Below are 15,665 nucleotides of genomic sequence, written 5' to 3'. Positions count from 1 at the left end.
TAGGAGTATTACTAACCGAAATAGTCTGGGACGGCAACCGCAGGGGTGCACGCGTCGCGGCCGTGCCGCCGACATGCCGACTCGTCATGTTCCGGCCGGGAACATGACCACGCGTCTTCGGGGGTAGGCTCCGCGCCATGGCAAGCGAGGAACCCCTGCCGCACCTGCGTCCCACGAGCTGGGCGGTGCTCGGCCTGCTCTCCTTCGGGGAGGAGCTGTCGGGCTACGACCTGAAGAAGTGGGCGGACTGGAGCCTGCGGTTCTTCTACTGGGCGCCGTCGTACAGCCAGATCTACGGCGAGCTCCGCAAGCTCGAGGAGATCGGCTACGCGACCTCACGCGTCGTCAACAAGGACGACGTACGCGGCAAGCGGCTCTACACGATCACCCCGGAGGGCGAGCAGGCCGTCGCCCGGTGGGCGAGCGAGGCGCCGGTCGAGATGCCGGTGCTCAAGCACGGCGTGATGCTGCGCATGTGGCTCGGCCACGCCAGCGACCCCGACCAGCTGCGTGCGATGCTGGTCGAGCACCGCGAGCAGTCCGAGAAGATGCGCGTGCGCGCCGTCGCCGACGCCGAGGGCGCCTCGCACGAGCCGGGCTGGGCCTACCCGGAGATGGTGCTGCGGTGGGCGGAGCGCTACTACGCCGACGAGCGCGACCGCGCCGACACGATGCTCTCCGAGCTCGACGCCGTGCGCGCCAAGCAGCGGCGCAGCTCGACCGCCAAGCGCACCACTCGCGCGCGGCGATCCAGCGCCGACCTCCGCCAGCACCGCGCCTGACGGCCGCCGCCCCGGTGGTTGAGGAAGGCGCGCTGGCGCCTGTCTCGAAACCACCGCACCCGCCCACACCACCGGTGGTTTCGAGACGGTTGCCAGCGCAACCTCCTCGACCACCGTGGGTCGGTTCGACCGACCTCCTCGACCGCCGTGTGCTCAGGCGACGGGCGCGTCCTGGGGCATCGCGGGCAGCAGGCGTTCGCGGCCGTGCTCGCGGAACTGGTCCTCGAGCCCGGCCCGGCCCGCGGCGTCCAGCGGCGCGTACGCCGCGGTGCGGCCGACCCGGACGAAGACCGGATCGGCGACGGCCCAGCCGGCCTGCCGCAGCGGCGCCTTGTTGACCTTGTTGCTGCCGGTGAGCGGCACCCGGTCGACCAGGCGCACGAACGCCGGCCACCACTTGGCGCCGAAGTCGGGCTGTCGGTCGAGGAAGCGCCCGAACGCGTCCGCGTCGAAGGCCGCGTCCGGCGCCAGCTCGACCGCGCACATCACCCGGTCCCCGGTGACGGGGTCGGGCACGGCGTACACCGGCGCCGCCTCGACCCCGGGGAATCGCTGGAGCACGCGCTCGACCTGGGCGGCCGCGAAGTTCTCGCTGTCGACGCGCAGCCAGTCGGCGGAGCGGCCGGCGAAGTAGAACCAGCCGTCCTCGTCACGGTAGGCGAGGTCGCCGGACCAGAAGTCGGCGCCGCGGACCCGCTCGGCCATCGCGTCCGGGTTCTTGTAGTAGCCCTCGAAGGTGTGGGCGAGGCCGACGGCCACCAACTGTCCGATCGCGGCCGGGTCGACCAGCCGGCCGGTCGCGTCGAAGCGGGCACGCGGGCACTCCCGGCCGGTCGCCTCGTCGAGCACCCGGACGTCGACACCGCCCGCGGGGCGCCCGAGCGCGGCGGCGGGCGTTTCCGGCGTGCGGTTGATGCGGAACACGCCCTCGCTGAGGCCGTACCCCTCCTGCACCCGGCAGCCGAACCGCTCGGCGAAGCGGGCGATGTCCGCCTCGGACGCCTCGGTGCCGTAGGCGAGCCGCAGCGTGCTCGCGTGGTCGCGCGGATCGGTCGGCCCGTTGAGGACGTAGGACAGCGCGCGGCCGACGTAGTTGACGTAGGTCGCGCCGAAGCGGTGGAGGTCGTCGGAGAAGCGGCTCACCGAGAAGCGGCGCGCCATCCCGATCGTCGCGCCGGCGTGCATCGCCGGGGCGAGGTTCATCATCACGGCGTTGCCGTGGAAGAGCGGCATGCACAGGTAGGTCACCGAGTCGCGGTCGATCTCGACGCGTTCCACGATCGCCGACGTCAGCCGCGCGAGCCGACCCTGGCCGACGATCACGGCCTTGGGCCGACCGGTCGAACCCGAGCTGAAGAGGAGCATCGCGATGTCCGTCGGCGCGGGCACCGCGGCCGGCAGTGGCGCGCCGCGGAACCGGCCCAGGAGGTCGGCGTACGCCGTGTCGTCGACGTCGAGGATCCGGTCCGCCGGCACTCCGTGGTCGTGGCCGGTGACCAGGTGCACCAGACGCGACTCGGTGACGATCAGGTCGATGTCGGCGTGCCTGATGTCGTCGGCGAGCTCGGCGCCGCTGCGGCTGGAGTTGATGCCCACGACCACCGCTCCGGCCAGGGCGCCGGCGCCGACCCAGAAGACGAAGTCCGGCACGTTGTCGAGGAGCACGCCGACGTGGACCTGGCGGCCCTCCGGCCGCGCCACGAGCTCCGCGAGGAGAGCCGCCCGGTCCGCGCTCTCCTGCACCACCTCGGCCCAGGTCCAGCTCCAGTCCTCGAAGCGCAGTGCGGTCTTGTCGTCGTCGGCGCGGGAGCGCACGATCTCAGCGAAGGTCTCCATGACGGCGTACGTCGTCTCCTGATGGTCCAGAGGGCGGGTCAGAGGTCGGCGTGGTGACAGGCCACGTAGTGACCTTCCCCGGCCGGGCGCAGCCGCGGCTCCTCACTGGCGCACACGTCGGTGGCGAGCGGGCAGCGGGTGCGGAACCGGCAGCCGGAGGGCGGGTCGAGCGGCGACGGCAGCTCCGCGGACGTCGCGGAGATCGACGTCTCGTCCCGGGCCCCGGGGAGATGGGCCTCCGGCACCGACTCGAGCAGCAGCCGCGTGTAGGGGTGCCGGGCCGACTCCTTGAGGGCGCCGGACGGCACGATCTCGCAGACCTTGCCGAGGTACATCACCATGATGCGGTCGCTGATGTTCTTGACCACCGCGAGGTCGTGCGCGATGAAGACCATGCTGAGCCGGTAGCGCCTCTTGGTCTCCTCCAGCAGGTTGAGGATCTGCGCCTGCACCGACACGTCGAGGCTGGAGACGGGCTCGTCGCAGATGAGCAGCTCCGGGTCGAGCATCAGGGCGCGGGCGATGCACACCCGCTGGCACTGACCGCCGGAGAGCTCGTGCGGCCGGCGGTCCCACACGACGTCGGGATCAAGCCCGACGGCGGTGAGCACCTCCCGGATCCGCGCCTCGTCGACCTTCTCCCCGCGCGTGCGCGGGCCCTCGGCGACGAGGTCCTTGACCCGGCGGCGGGGGTTCAGCGAGGAGACCGGGTCCTGGAAGATCATCTGCATCCCGGCGCGGCGGCCCCGCAGCTCGCGGCGCGACGTCCCGGTGAGCTCGGCTCCCTGCAGCCGGACGCTGCCGGCGGTGGGCGGCGGCAGCTGCATCAGCGCGCGCCCGGCGCTGGACTTGCCGCAGCCGGACTCGCCGAGGATGCCGAGGGTCTCGCCGTCGACCACGTCGAAGCTGATGCCCGACACGGCGTGCACGGTCCCGCCGCCCTTGGCGGGGAACTCGACGACGAGCTCCTCGACGCTCAGGACCTGGTCGGACTCGCGCAGGTGCAGGGTCCCGGTGCCGGCCATCATCGTCCTCCTGCGGTGTCGGCGGTCGGTGCAGCCGGCTCGGGAGCGTCGAGGTGCACGGGGTGGAAGCAGGCGAACCGGTGATCCGGTACGCCGGGGGTCGCGGCGAGCGTTGGCATCGTGGCGACGCAGTCGTCCTGCGCGTAGCGGCACCGCGGCGCGAACCGGCAGCCCGGCGGTGGCCGGAGCATGTTGGGCGGGGCGCCGTCGATCGCGTCCAGGCGCAGGTGGGGCGGCAGCTCGAGGCGGGGGATCGCGTCGAGCAGCGCCTCGGCGTACGGGTGGTGCGGCGCCCGGAAGAGCGACGCCGCCTCGGCGGTCTCGACGACCCGACCGGCGTACATCACCGCCACCCGGTCGGCGCGGCCCGCGACCACGCCGAGGTTGTGGCTGATCAGGATGACCGCCATGCCGAGCTCGTCCTGCAGCCGGTCGAGCAGGTCGAGGATCTGGCGCTGGACGGTCACGTCGAGGGCCGTCGTCGGCTCGTCGGCGATCAGCAGGTCCGGCTCGTTGGCCAGCGCCATCGCGATCACGACGCGCTGCCGCATGCCTCCCGACATCTCGTGGGGGAACTGCCCGATCCGCCGCCTGGGGTCGGGGATGCCGACCTGGGCGAGCAGCTCGAGCGCGCGGTCGCGCGCCTCCGCCCGGGAGAGCCCGCGGTGCTTGCGCAGCGTCTCGGTGAGGTGGACGCCGATCTTCTTCACGGGGTTGAGTGCGGTCATCGGGTCCTGGAAGACCATCCCGATCCGGTCGCCCCACAGCTCGCGCAGGCGCGCCGGCTCCAGCTGCTGGATGTCCAGCCCGTCGAAGGCCACCCGGCCCTGGATGGTCGTCGTCGGTCCGGTGGTGTGCAGCCCCATGATCGTGCGGCCGAGGACCGACTTCCCGGACCCGGACTCTCCGACGATGCCGAGCATCTCGCCGCGGTCGAGGGTGAGCGAGACCCCGTCGACGGCGCGCAGGTCCCCGCGCGGCGTGTGGATCGTGGTGCGCAGCTCGTCGACGACCAGCAGTGGTCCGGAGGGCGACGCTGCGGCCTGCTCCTCGAGCAGGGCTGGTGCGTTCGTCATCGGGGTGCCTCCTCGGCCGTCACAGCTTCGCGGCCCGGGAGTCGAAGCGCTTGCGCGCCTTCTCGCCGAGCAGGTTGAACGAGAACACGGTCAGGAACAGCACGGTCCCGGGCACCAGCACGATGTGGGGGTGCTCCTTGAAGGCGTCGCCCTCGCCTTCGGCGATCATGTTGCCCCACGACGGGCTGGGCGCCTGGACGCCGAGGCCGAGGAAGCTGAGCGACGCCTCCGCGACGATCAGCACCGAGACCATCACCATCGCGTACGACGCGAGCGGGAGCACGACGTTCGGCACGATCTCGCGCAGCATCACCCGCGCGCTCGAGGCGCCCATCGACTTGGAGGCCAGCACGAACTCGCGTTGCGAGAAGGCCATCGTGTTCGCGCGCGCCATCCGGATCATGCTGGGCAGGGCGAGCAGGGAGAGGGCGAAGGCGATGTTGTAGAGGGTCGGGTCGAGCACGGTCGCCAGCGCGATGAGCAGGATCAGTGGCGGCACCGCGAGCAGCGAGTTGGTGCCGATGCCGATCACCGCGTCCACCGCCCGCCGGTAGTAGCCGGCGACCACGCCGATCGCCCCGCCGACGACCATGCCGAGCACGACCGCCCCGATGGAGACCACCAGCGACGCCCGGGCGCCGTAGACGACGCGGGCCAGGAGGTCGAGCCCGAAGTTGTTCGTGCCGAGCGGGTAGTCGCTGAGCAGGTCCGGCGTCGCGTTCGCGGGCGCCAGGATCGACTTGGTGAGGTCCTCGGACTCGCCGAACGGCAGCAGCGGCGCGAAGATCGCGGCGAGCACCAGCACGACCAGCCAGGTCGCGCACAGCCAGGAGAGCAGGTCGAAGCCCGGGCCGAACCGCACCCTGCCGAGCTCGGCGGCGCCGGCGTACCAGATGCCGAGGCCGACGAGGATCACGACCAGCTGCACCCAGCCGTTGTCCCGGATCGCGGCGACGGCCACGCCGGCGACGACGAGGCCGAGCACGAAGAGCAGCGCCCCCCGCCAGGCGCGGGGCTTGCGGCGCATGGCAACGACGTCGACGTCGGGATGGACACCGGCCATCTCGACGTCGGCGGTGGCGACCGTGACGACCGGTCGCTCGACGGTCTCAGACATGGGCCCTCCGGATGCGCGGGTCGAGGTAGCCGTAGGAGATGTCGATCAGCGCGTTGACGACGACGTAGATGACCGCGATGACGAGCACGGCGCCCTGCACCATGACGAAGTCGCCGTTGTCGGCCGCGCCGATGATCAGGCTGCCCATGCCGGGCAGCGCGAAGAGGTACTCGACGATGATCGTCGAGCCGATCAGCCGACCGAGGCTGATGCCCATCAGCGTCACCAGCGAGAACGACGAGGGGCGCAGCGCGTCGCTGAAGAGGATGTGCATGGTGCCCATGCCCTTCGCCTTCGCGGCCAGGATGAAGTCCTCGTTGAGGGTGCCGATCAGGTCGTTGCGGAGCACCCGCGTGAACATCGCGGTCTCGGCGAGCGCGATGGTGAGCGCCGGCAGGAACGCGTGGTAGAGGTTCTGCCCCAGTCCCTCGCTGAGACGGGACCACTCGGCCCGCGGGAACCAGCCGAGCTGGTTGGCGAAGACCATGATGATCAGCAGTCCGGCGAGGAAGCTCGGCACCGAGAGGACGCCGAAGGTGCCGGCGCTGATGAGGCGGTCGAGGCGGCCGCCGGCCCGGTGCGCCGAGATCATCGCGAGCGGCAGCGAGAAGAGCAGCGCCATGCCCATGCCGAGCACGGCGAGCTCGACGCTGACCGGCAGTGCCCCCATGATCCGGTCCGCGACGTCGACGTACGGCGGCACGATCGAGGTGCCCAGGTTGCCCGACAGGGCCTCGCCGAGCCAGTGCAGGTAGCGCTCGAAGAGCGGGTCGTTCAGGCCCAGGTCCGCCCGGACCGCGGCGTACTCGGCCGGGCTGTGTCCCTCACCCAGGATCGACACCGCCGGGTCACCCGGCATCAGCGAGATCAGCATGAACGTGCCGAAGCTGACGATGAGCAGCACCAGCACCAGCTCGCCCAGCCGTTTCAGGACCGTACGAAGAGCCACGACGTCCCCTCCTTCGGGTGGCAGCCAACCCCGTCGCCAGGAGCGACTCCAGAGACGATCCCGCCCAACGGGACCGGCCGGGTCCAGGGCCCGGTCCGGCGCTCGGTCCAGCACCCAGTCCAGCACTCAGTCCAGGCAGACGACCGCACGCGCCGCGCCCCCTTCACGCATCAGCTCGAAGCCCTCGCCCGCCCGCTCCAGCGGCAGCCGGGCGGAGACCAGCGCGTCCAGCTCGAGCCGGCCCTGCCGGTAGAGCTCGGCGAGCACCGGGATGTCCTCGGTGAACCGGTTGGACCCCATCAGCAGCCCCTGCACGCCCTTCGCCTGGGTGAGCAGGTGCAGCCCGGGCAGCCGGAGCTCCTCGCCGACCGGCGGGATGCCGACCAGCCACGCCGTCCGGCCGGGCCGCAGCATCTGCACCGCCTGCGCGACCGTCGCCGAGCGGCCGACGACGTCGAAGACGTGGTCGACGTCGCCGAGCAGGTCGCGGACGGCGGCGACGGCGTCACCGGCGCCGGCGTCGACGACGTCGGTCGCACCGAAGGTGCGCGCCAGCTCGAGCTTGGCGGGCCGGACGTCGACGGCCACGATCCGCCGGGCGCCGGCGAGGCGCGCGCCCTGGACCACGTTGAGACCCACGCCACCGACGCCGACCACCACGACGGTCTCCCCGGGACGGACCCTGGCGCCGCGCTGCACCGAGCCCACCCCGGTCACCACCGCGCAGCCGAGCAGGGCGGCCCGGTCGGGCGGGAGGTCGGCGGGGACCTCGACCACCGAGTTCCGGTGCAGCACCGTGCGCTCGACGAGGCCACCGAGTCCGGCGACCTGGCCGACCTCGGCGCCGTCGGGGCGGCTGAGCCGGGGTCGCGGGCGCTCGGCGCGGCCGAGGTCGTTGCGACGCACGCACAGCCAGGACCGGCCGGTGCGGCACTCCGCGCACCGGCCGCAGTACATGGACAGGCACGCCACGACCGTGGCGCCGACCACCAGGTCGTCGACCGCGGAGCCGACCGCCTCGACCACGCCCGCGATCTCGTGCCCGGGCACCGTGGGCAGCGCGGTCGGCAGGGTGCCGTCCAGCATGTGCAGGTCGCTGTGGCACAGCCCGCACGCGCGCACCCGGACGCGCACCTCGTGGGGTTCGAGCACGGGGTCGAGGACGAGCTCCTCGACCGCCAGGTCGCCCGGCGCGGAGGCGAGCACCGCGGCTCGGACCCGCACCCCCACCTCGGTCGTGGTCGACATCCGGTCTCCTCTCGTTCCTTGCCACGGGCAGCATATAGCGATTAGGAATAGTTCAGACCACAACATACGGCCGGTCGCGTCAAGATCGCACGGCCGGCGACGGAAGGCGAGAGACCGACAGATGGAGTCCAGGGAGCTCATCGACATCGGAGGCCGGTGGACGGCCCCGCACGGCACCGAGCGCATCACGCTCGTCGACCCGCGCACCGGAGACGCGGTGGCCGAGGTCGTGCACGCCGACGAGCAGGACGTCGACGCCGCCGTCGCCGCCGCCCGCCGCGCGTTCGACGAGGGTCCCGCGTGGCCGCTGGCCGAACGGGTCGCGGTGCTCGGACGCCTGGCCGACGCGATCGCGCAGCAGACCGACCGCTTCGCGGAGACGATCTCGGCCGAGATGGGGGCGCCGGACGCCTTCGCCCGTCAGGTGCAGGTCGGCATGGCGCTGTCCACCCTGCGTACGACGATCGAGGTCGCGGCCGCCCACGAGTTCGAGGAACAGGTCGGCGACTCGATCGCGGTCTCCGAGCCGGTGGGCGTCGTCGCCGCCATCACGCCCTGGAACTACCCGCTCCACCAGGCGCTGGCGAAGGTCGGGTCCGCCCTCGCGGCCGGCTGCCCGGTGGTGCTCAAGCCGGCGGAGACGACCCCGCTCACGGCGTACCTGCTCGCCGAGGCGGCCATCGGCGCCGGTGTCCCGGAGGGCTGGCTCAGCGTCCTGGCGGGTCGAGGCGGCGTCGTCGGCGCCGCGCTGGCCGCGCACCCCGGCGTCGACATGGTCTCCTTCACCGGGTCCACCGCGGCGGGCCGGCAGATCGCCGCGACGGCGGCCGCCACCGTGAAGCGGGTGGCGCTCGAGCTCGGCGGCAAGTCCCCGAGCGTGCTGCTCGACGACCTCGACGACGACGGCTTCGCGGCGGCGGCGCGCGCCAGCGTCGCGTTCGGGATGCTGAACGCGGGCCAGACCTGCGCCGCGTGGACCCGGCTGGTCGTGCCGGAGGATCGGTACGACGACGCCGTGCGGGTGGTCCGGGAGGCGGCCGCCACCTTCGTGCCGGGCGAGAACCTCGGGCCGCTGGTGTCCGAGGTGCAGTGGGAGCGGGTCACCGCCCACCTGCGCAACGCCGTCGCCGACGGCGCCGAGGTCGTGCACGGCGATCCCGCGCCCCCGCGGCCCGAGCGCGGCTTCCATCTCGCGCCCGTCGTCTTCGGCCGCGTGACGCCGCAGATGCGCATCGGCCAGGAGGAGGTCTTCGGGCCGGTGCTCGCCCTCCAGACCTACCGCGACGAGGACGACGCCGTGGCGGTCGCGAACAGCACGATCTACGGCCTGAGCGCCGGCGTCTTCGGCGCCGACCACGAGCGCGCGGTGGGGGTCGCCCGCCGGATCCGGTCCGGCACGGTGCACGTCAACGGCCTCAACTCCAACCGGCTCGCGCCCTTCGGCGGCGTGAAGCAGTCGGGCGTCGGACGGGAGTACGGCCGCTGGGGGCTGGAGGAGTTCCTCGAGACCAAGTCGATCCAGCCGCCGGCGCGCGGCTGAACCGCCAGAAGGAGTGCGATGTCCCCCACCAGCCCACCCGCCAGCCCTCCCACCACCGTCGAGGCCACCGTCGACGCCGCCGTCGTCGGCGCCGGCTTCTCCGGCCTGTACGCCGTGCACCGGTTGCACGACCTCGGGCTGTCCGTCCGGGCGTTCGAGGCCGGAGGCGGGGTGGGCGGCACGTGGTACTGGAACCGCTACCCCGGCGCCCGCTGCGACATCGAGAGCGTCTACTACTCCTACTCCTTCGACCGCGAGCTGACCGCGGAGTGGCAGTGGTCGGAGCGCTACGCCGCCCAGCCGGAGATCCTCCGCTACCTCGAGCACGTCGCCGACCGCTTCGACCTGCGCCGGCACTTCACCTTCGACACCCGGGTCACGGGAGCGGCGTTCGACGAGACGACCGGCCGATGGCGCGTCGAGACCGACGGAGGCGAGGTCGTCTCCGCACGGCACCTCGTGCTCGGCGTCGGGCTGCTCTCGCAGCGTGCCCTGCCCGACATCGAGGGCATCGGAGACTTCGCGGGCGAGATCCACCACACGGGCGCCTGGCCGCACCAGGCGGTCGACTTCACCGGCCGCCGGGTCGGCGTGATCGGCACCGGGTCCACCGGCATCCAGGCGATCCCGCTCATCGCCCGGCAGGCCGAGCACCTGACGGTCTTCCAGCGCACTCCCAACTTCAGCCTGCCGGCCCGCAACGGCTCGCCCGATCCCGAGAAGTCGCGGCGGCGCATCGACGAGTTCGACGCGGTCACCGAGCAGCTGCGGACCTCGTCGTACGGCATCCTGCTCGACCCGCCGACCCGCTCCGCCCTCGAGGTGTCGGCGGAGGAGCGCCGCTCGACCTATGAGGCACGGTGGGCGGAGGGCACCCTCACGGGGATCCTCCAGGCCTACAACGACATGGTGCGCAACCAGGAGGCCAACGACACCGCCGCCGACTTCATCCGCGAGCGGATCCGCGAGATCGTCGCCGACCCGCAGGTCGCCGACGACCTCTGCCCGCGCGGCTACGCCTACGGGACCAAGCGGCCGTGCCTGGACAGCGGCTACTACGCGACCTACAACCGCGACGACGTCGAGCTCGTCAACCTGCGGCGTACGCCGATCGAGCGGATCACCGGCGACGCCGTGGTGACCTCGGACCGCGAGCACCCCGTCGACGCGCTGGTGCTGGCGACCGGGTACGACGCGCAGACCGGACCGCTGCTGGCGCTCGACCCGGTCGGCCGGGGCGGGCGGCGGCTCTCCGCGCACTGGGAGCAGGGCGCGCGCAGCTATCTGGGTCTGACGGTCGCGGGCTTCCCGAACCTGTACACGATCTGCGGTCCCGGCAGCCCGTCGGCCCTTTCGAACGCGGTCGTCTCGATCGAGCAGCACGTCGAGTGGACCGCCGACCTGATCGTCCACCTCGCGGACCGCGGGCTCACGACCGCCGAGGCGACCGACGTCGCCGAGAAGGAGTGGAGCGCGCACGTCCAGGAGGTCGCGAGCTACACGCTCTACCCGCAGACGGACAGCTGGCTGATGGGCGCCAACATCCCCGGCAAGCCCCGGGTCTTCCTGCCCTACATCGGCGGCGTCGGCGCCTACCGCGCCCACTGCGACCAGGTCGCCGCCGAGGGCTACGCGGGGTTCGAGCTGGCCTGACCGTCTCCACAGCAGCGCTCCGAGATCTCCCACAGGAGCTCGGCCCGCGTGGGGTCGACCGCGGACGGCTCGACGTCCTCGCTGAGAGCGCAGTCCTCGAGGTAGCTGCCGCCGGCGGCGTCCAGCTCCGGAGCAGCCGCCGCCCAGACCTGGGTCGCGGCGCCCACCTCGGGGGTCGTGAACTCCAGGCGCCCGTCGGCGTCGGCATGTCCGCGCGCGGCCGAGCGCTCGGCGACGACGCGGCGCAGCCGGGAGAAGTCCTCGCGGGCCATGTGTCGTGACAGATCCGTCGCCACCGGTCCCGGGTTCACCGCCACCGCGCGGATGCCGTCGCCGTGGTGGCGTGCGTGCAGGGCGGTCATGTGGAGCAGGTTGGCGGTCTTGGCCGCGCCGTACGCCGCGAACTTGTCGTAGGGACGGTGCTCCCAGTTCAGGTCGGCGAGGTCGACGTCCCCCATACGGTGACCGCCCGAGCTCAACGTCACGACGCGCGCCGATCCGCTCGCGCGCAGCAGCGGCAGCAGCCGCCGGGTGAGCTCGAAGTGGCCGAGATGATTGACCCCGACCTGGGTCTCGAAGCCGTCCTCGGTGCGCCCGAACGGCGTGAACATCACGCCGGCGTTGTTCATCAGCACGTCGACGCGATCGAGGTCGTCGCGCAGCTCGGCGGCGGCCCGGCGCACGCTGCGCAGGGAGGCCAGGTCGAGCCGCAGTCCGCGCAGGCGAGCGTCCGGCACCCGCTCCTCGATCGACGCCCGCGCCCTCCGCAGCGCGTCGGCCGACCTGCCGGCCAGCACCACGCTCGCACCCGCGCCGGCGAGGGCTCGCGCGGACTCCAGCCCGAGCCCCGCAGTGGCGCCGGTGACGACGCAGGTGCGGCCGGTCAGATCGCCGTCGCGCACCACGTCGTACGCCGTGCGCGTCATCGCTCGTCCTCCCCGAACAGCGCCACGGACAGGTCCGCGGGCAGGTCGGAGGCCCGCATCGTCCAGCGTGGTGGACGGCCCTCGCGCCACGCCGCGGAGGCCTCGCGCGCGTCGGGGTGGTCCATGAGGAGCCGATGGGCGCGGGTCTCGGCGCGGCCGACCGACGAGAGGTCCGCGTCGCCCCACAGGATCGCCTTGCTCAACGCGATCGAGGCGGGACTGCAGCCGGCGGCGACGTCGCGCGCGACCTCCAGGGCGGTCGGCAGCACCTGGTCCGCGGGCACCGCACGGTTGGCCAGTCCACTCCGGGCCGCGTCCGCGCCGGTCAGCGTGCGACCGGTCAGCAGCAGCTCGGCGGCATGGGTCATCCCGACTGCGCGGCGCACGGTGGCGTGGCTGGCGACGTCGCCGACCATGCCGCGGCGGACCTGGGAGATCGCGAGGGGGGCGTCCTCCGCGACGTACCGCAGGTCGCATTGCATCGCCAGGCTCATCCCGATCCCGATGGCGGGCCCGTTGACGGCGGCGATGACGAGCGTGCGGAGCCGCGACGGGGCCGGGTCGATCGGGCTCGCGTCGAAGTCGTCGCCGCCCGCGAAGACGGCCGGCTCCGAGAGGTCGGCGCCGGCGCAGAAGGCGCGGCCGGCACCGGTCAGCACCACGACGCGCACGTCGTCGTCCGCGTCGCAGCGGCGCAGCGCCTCGCCCAGCTCGACCGCCGTCCCGCGTGAGAAGGCGTTCAGCTTCGCGGCGCCCTCGAGCGTCACCACGGCGACACCGTCGGCGTGGATCTCGCACCGCACGCTCGTCGTCCCGTTATTGTGCATTTGCACAAACTACCCCGGACGAGGAGGCGCGCGTGCGCATCGACCTACAGCTCGAAGGCAGCCCCGACCGGGCGGCGGACGAGGCGACACAGCTGGCCGCGACCGGCGTGGACGGCGTCTTCACCTTCGAGGGCAGGCACGACGCCTTCCTCCCGCTGGCCGCGGCGACCACGGCGACGGGACTGCCGATCATGAGCAACATCGCGGTCGCGCTCCCCCGCAGCCCGCTCCACCTCGCCCATCTCGCCCACGACCTCCAGCTGCTCTCGCGCGGCCGCTTCACGCTCGGCCTCGGCTCGCAGGTCCGCACCCACGTCGAGCGGCGGTACGGCGCGACCTGGTCGCACCCCGCCGCCCGGATGCGCGAGTCGGTCGCCGCGACCCGCGAGATCCTCGCGGCCTGGCACGAGGAGCGGACGCCGCAGTTCCGGGGCGAGTACACGCGGCACGACTTCATGCCGCCGATGTTCCGGCCCGAGCCGCTGCCCTGGGGGCCGCCGCCGGTGATGATGGGCGCCCTCGGGCCGATCATGACCCGCACCGCCGGCGAGGTGGCCGACGGGCTGCTGGTGATGCCGTTCAACACGCGGGCGCACATGCTCGAGCGCACCCTGCCCGCCCTCCGGGAGGGCCTCGAGCGCGGGTCGCGCAGCGAGGGCGACGTGGCGATCGTCCCGCAGGTGATCGCGGCGATGGGCGACACCATCGACGAGCGCGCGGCCGCGATGCGCGGCTGCCGGTCGCTGGTCGCGTTCTACGCATCGACCCCGGCCTACCGCCCGGTCCTCGAGGTCAGCGGCCGCGAGCACCTGCAGCCGCGGCTGGCCGGGCTCGTGCGCGAGGGAGCCGTCGACGCGATGTCGGACCTGGTCGTGGACGAGCTGTACGACGAGGTCGCCGTCCGGGGCACCCCGGAAGAGTGCGCGCGCCTGATCCGGGACCGGGTCGCCGGGATCAGCGACCGCGTCTGCGTGTACTTCCCGGGCTACACGCCCAGCCACGAGGCGGTCACCCGACTGGTCACGGCGCTCCACGGCGAGCGCCCGTCGGGGGCCTGACGGTCGTGCCGGCACACAGTGGCACCAGACGCACCGGCCCGCGCTCGGACGTCGACGTTCGCACCCTGGTCCTCGACACGGCCGAGCGCCTCTTCGCGGAGCACGGGCACGGCGCCGTCTCGATCAGGCAGCTCGCCCGCGACGCCGACGTGGCGCCCACGGCCGTCGCCTACCACTTCGACGACCGCGACGGCGTGCTCCGCGCGGTCCTGGTACGCCGCGGTCAGGAGGCCATGCTGCGCGTGCACGCCCGCCTCGCCGACGTCGTCGGGGCGCCGGGCACACCGACTGCCAACGACCTGGTCCGCGCGCTGCTCGACCCCTACCTCGAGCTGCTCGCCCGGAGCCCGGTCGGCGGCCTGCGCTGGCTGAAGCTGATGTACGTCCTCGCCACCTCCGACCACCCGGTCTGGCGGCAGGCCGTCAGCAGCGACGCCGAGCTGCCGGGCCTCTACCGGGGCGCGTTCGCACGGGTGCTGCCCGATGTCCCGGCCGATGCCGTGCCCCGCCTCGCCAACCTGACGGTCTACTCGATGCTGGGCGTGCTGGCCCGCGCCGACCAGCCCGGCTTCGGTTCGCCCTGGACCCCCGGCGCCGGAGTCGACGAGGAGTTCGTCGACCTGGTCGTCCGCTTCGGCAGCGCCGGCCTCCTCGGCGCGCTCGAGGCGACCTGAGGCGTCTCGCTCGCCGATGTCGGCGAACCGTCCTTCGGTCGGAGGCACGTCGCACGTCGCGAGGACGTAGGGCCGGGTGGGCGCTACTCGGCGATGCCTGCCCCCACCTGCGCCTCGTCGTCGGCGAGGCGTGCGGCCAGGAACCGCTCCCAGCTCACGGTGCCGGTGGGCGTCGCCGTCGCGAGGTTGGCGCCCGAGCGGTATGCCTTCCCGACCTTGCCCGGGACCCGGACCGGGAGGCGCAGACGGCGCTTGCCGACCGCGTCGAGATAGCTTCGCTGGAGCTCCTCCAGGGTGTAGACCTTCGGCCCGGCCAGGTCGGCCACGCGGCCCGCCGGTCGGCCCAGGGCCAGTTCCACCAACCGGGCTGCGACCTCTGGTGCGGCGACCGGTTGCCAGCGAACGCCGCCCGGTGCCACCAGGACCGGAGCCTTCGCCATGGCGCGCACCGTCTTGAGCGTCAGGTCGTGGAACTGAGCGGCCCGCAGGATGGTGTACGGGATCCCGGAGTCCTCCACGATTCGCTCCGACTCCGCCTTGCGGACGAAGTAGCCGATCGGCAGCGCGTCGGCGCCGATGACCGAGATCAGCACCACGTGCTCGACGGCACCTGTTCGCTGGGCCTCCTGGACGAGGTTGCGGGTGCTGACGTCGTCGCCCTTCGGTCCTCCGGCGAGGTGCAGCACCGTGCGGACGCCGGCCAGTGCCGCGTCGAGTCCGTCGCCGGTGGTCAGGTCGACGGCGACGTACTCCACGCCCTCGCCGGGCTCTCGGTCGTGGCGGCTCAGGACCCGCACCTCGTGGCCCGCGTCGCGGAGGAGCGGAACCACGTGCGAACCGAGCAGCCCGGTGCCGCCGGTGACCAGAACGGTGGATGCCATGTTGCGATCTCCCTCTTGTAGGTTTGCGGTTGTCGCACACCTACGAACCGGCCGAGCCCGAGAATGTGACACG

14 protein-coding genes are annotated in these 15,665 nt (G+C 72.8%); 5 read left to right on the top strand and 9 right to left on the bottom strand.

The genetic code is table 11. From position 1 onward, the window contains the following. The first annotated feature begins 137 nt into the window (after window positions 1–137). Window positions 138–782 carry a PadR family transcriptional regulator gene (locus PZ894_RS14175; RefSeq protein ID WP_275745722.1) on the top strand — a complete coding sequence of 215 codons (645 nt, stop codon included), beginning with the start codon at window positions 138–140 and terminating at the stop codon, window positions 780–782. Window positions 783–935: 153 nt separating this feature from the next. On the opposite strand, the gene PZ894_RS14170 is transcribed toward PZ894_RS14175, so the two are convergent. The 6 genes from PZ894_RS14170 to PZ894_RS14145 form a co-directional block, all read right to left on the bottom strand. Further along, window positions 936–2,618 carry an AMP-binding protein gene (locus PZ894_RS14170; protein ID WP_275745720.1) on the bottom strand — a complete coding sequence of 561 codons (1,683 nt, stop codon included), beginning with the start codon at window positions 2,616–2,618 and terminating at the stop codon, window positions 936–938. A 38-nt stretch (window positions 2,619–2,656) separates the two neighbouring features. Further along, on the bottom strand, window positions 2,657–3,646 hold the full coding sequence (locus PZ894_RS14165) for an oligopeptide/dipeptide ABC transporter ATP-binding protein (RefSeq protein WP_275745718.1): 990 nt from the start codon (window positions 3,644–3,646) through the stop codon (window positions 2,657–2,659). After that, window positions 3,643–4,719, bottom strand: a complete 1,077-nt coding sequence (locus PZ894_RS14160; protein WP_275745716.1) for an ABC transporter ATP-binding protein — start codon at window positions 4,717–4,719, stop codon at window positions 3,643–3,645. Before PZ894_RS14160 ends, PZ894_RS14165 begins: the two co-directional genes overlap by 4 nt. A gap of 19 nt (window positions 4,720–4,738) precedes the next feature. Continuing rightward, the gene (locus PZ894_RS14155; protein WP_275745714.1) at window positions 4,739–5,836 is read right to left on the bottom strand and encodes an ABC transporter permease; all 1,098 of its coding nucleotides are present in this window, start codon (window positions 5,834–5,836) and stop codon (window positions 4,739–4,741) included. Continuing rightward, window positions 5,829–6,785, bottom strand: a complete 957-nt coding sequence (locus PZ894_RS14150; RefSeq protein ID WP_275745712.1) for an ABC transporter permease — start codon at window positions 6,783–6,785, stop codon at window positions 5,829–5,831. The genes PZ894_RS14155 and PZ894_RS14150 overlap by 8 nt, the downstream gene beginning before the upstream one ends. A 126-nt stretch (window positions 6,786–6,911) precedes the next feature. Then, a complete protein-coding gene (locus PZ894_RS14145; protein WP_275745710.1) occupies window positions 6,912–8,033 on the bottom strand; it encodes a zinc-binding dehydrogenase in 1,122 nt (373 codons plus the stop codon). A gap of 121 nt (window positions 8,034–8,154) precedes the next feature. Here PZ894_RS14145 and PZ894_RS14140 point away from each other — a divergent pair, with 121 nt between their 5' ends. Both PZ894_RS14140 and PZ894_RS14135 read left to right on the top strand, forming a co-directional pair. After that, window positions 8,155–9,573 (top strand): aldehyde dehydrogenase family protein, encoded by a 1,419-nt coding sequence (locus PZ894_RS14140; protein WP_275745708.1) that lies wholly within the window; start codon window positions 8,155–8,157, stop codon window positions 9,571–9,573. An 18-nt stretch (window positions 9,574–9,591) separates the two neighbouring features. After that, window positions 9,592–11,226, top strand: a complete 1,635-nt coding sequence (locus PZ894_RS14135) for an NAD(P)/FAD-dependent oxidoreductase (RefSeq protein WP_275745707.1) — start codon at window positions 9,592–9,594, stop codon at window positions 11,224–11,226. Here the strand turns inward: PZ894_RS14135 and PZ894_RS14130 are convergent. Further along, window positions 11,202–12,152: an SDR family NAD(P)-dependent oxidoreductase gene (locus PZ894_RS14130; protein ID WP_275745705.1), complete on the bottom strand. Its 951-nt coding sequence runs from the start codon at window positions 12,150–12,152 to the stop codon at window positions 11,202–11,204. The genes PZ894_RS14135 and PZ894_RS14130 overlap by 25 nt on opposite strands. After that, window positions 12,149–12,979 carry an enoyl-CoA hydratase-related protein gene (locus PZ894_RS14125; protein WP_275745704.1) on the bottom strand — a complete coding sequence of 277 codons (831 nt, stop codon included), beginning with the start codon at window positions 12,977–12,979 and terminating at the stop codon, window positions 12,149–12,151. Before PZ894_RS14125 ends, PZ894_RS14130 begins: the two co-directional genes overlap by 4 nt. Before the next feature lie 32 nt (window positions 12,980–13,011). On the opposite strand from PZ894_RS14125, the gene PZ894_RS14120 reads away from it, so the two are divergent. Both PZ894_RS14120 and PZ894_RS14115 read left to right on the top strand, forming a co-directional pair. Then, window positions 13,012–14,037: a TIGR03617 family F420-dependent LLM class oxidoreductase gene (locus tag PZ894_RS14120; protein WP_275745703.1), complete on the top strand. Its 1,026-nt coding sequence runs from the start codon at window positions 13,012–13,014 to the stop codon at window positions 14,035–14,037. A 5-nt stretch (window positions 14,038–14,042) separates the two neighbouring features. Continuing rightward, window positions 14,043–14,711 carry a TetR/AcrR family transcriptional regulator gene (locus tag PZ894_RS14115; RefSeq protein ID WP_275745702.1) on the top strand — a complete coding sequence of 223 codons (669 nt, stop codon included), beginning with the start codon at window positions 14,043–14,045 and terminating at the stop codon, window positions 14,709–14,711. 83 nt (window positions 14,712–14,794) lie between these two features. Here the strand turns inward: PZ894_RS14115 and PZ894_RS14110 are convergent, their stop codons facing one another. Continuing rightward, a complete protein-coding gene (locus PZ894_RS14110; RefSeq protein ID WP_275745700.1) occupies window positions 14,795–15,592 on the bottom strand; it encodes an NAD(P)H-binding protein in 798 nt (265 codons plus the stop codon). Between the last annotated feature and the right edge of the window lie 73 nt (window positions 15,593–15,665).

Source organism: Nocardioides sp. YIM 152315 (assembly GCF_029210375.1).
Lineage (GTDB): Bacteria > Actinomycetota > Actinomycetes > Propionibacteriales > Nocardioidaceae > Nocardioides.
The sequence above is the reverse complement of the archived record's forward strand: the minus strand, read 5'-3'. Positions and strand labels throughout refer to the sequence as shown.

What these genes read in the sequence shown, in the direction of transcription:
- PZ894_RS14175 (WP_275745722.1), top strand. Translation starts at nt 138, where the DNA reads ATGGCAAGCGAGGAACCCCTGCCGCACCTGCGTCCCACGAGCTGGGCG.
- PZ894_RS14170 (WP_275745720.1), bottom strand. Translation starts at nt 2,618, where the DNA reads ATGGAGACCTTCGCTGAGATCGTGCGCTCCCGCGCCGACGACGACAAG.
- PZ894_RS14165 (WP_275745718.1), bottom strand. Translation starts at nt 3,646, where the DNA reads ATGATGGCCGGCACCGGGACCCTGCACCTGCGCGAGTCCGACCAGGTC.
- PZ894_RS14160 (WP_275745716.1), bottom strand. Translation starts at nt 4,719, where the DNA reads ATGACGAACGCACCAGCCCTGCTCGAGGAGCAGGCCGCAGCGTCGCCC.
- PZ894_RS14155 (WP_275745714.1), bottom strand. Translation starts at nt 5,836, where the DNA reads ATGTCTGAGACCGTCGAGCGACCGGTCGTCACGGTCGCCACCGCCGAC.
- PZ894_RS14145 (WP_275745710.1), bottom strand. Translation starts at nt 8,033, where the DNA reads ATGTCGACCACGACCGAGGTGGGGGTGCGGGTCCGAGCCGCGGTGCTC.
- PZ894_RS14140 (WP_275745708.1), top strand. Translation starts at nt 8,155, where the DNA reads ATGGAGTCCAGGGAGCTCATCGACATCGGAGGCCGGTGGACGGCCCCG.
- PZ894_RS14135 (WP_275745707.1), top strand. Translation starts at nt 9,592, where the DNA reads ATGTCCCCCACCAGCCCACCCGCCAGCCCTCCCACCACCGTCGAGGCC.
- PZ894_RS14130 (WP_275745705.1), bottom strand. Translation starts at nt 12,152, where the DNA reads ATGACGCGCACGGCGTACGACGTGGTGCGCGACGGCGATCTGACCGGC.
- PZ894_RS14125 (WP_275745704.1), bottom strand. Translation starts at nt 12,979, where the DNA reads ATGCACAATAACGGGACGACGAGCGTGCGGTGCGAGATCCACGCCGAC.
- PZ894_RS14110 (WP_275745700.1), bottom strand. Translation starts at nt 15,592, where the DNA reads ATGGCATCCACCGTTCTGGTCACCGGCGGCACCGGGCTGCTCGGTTCG.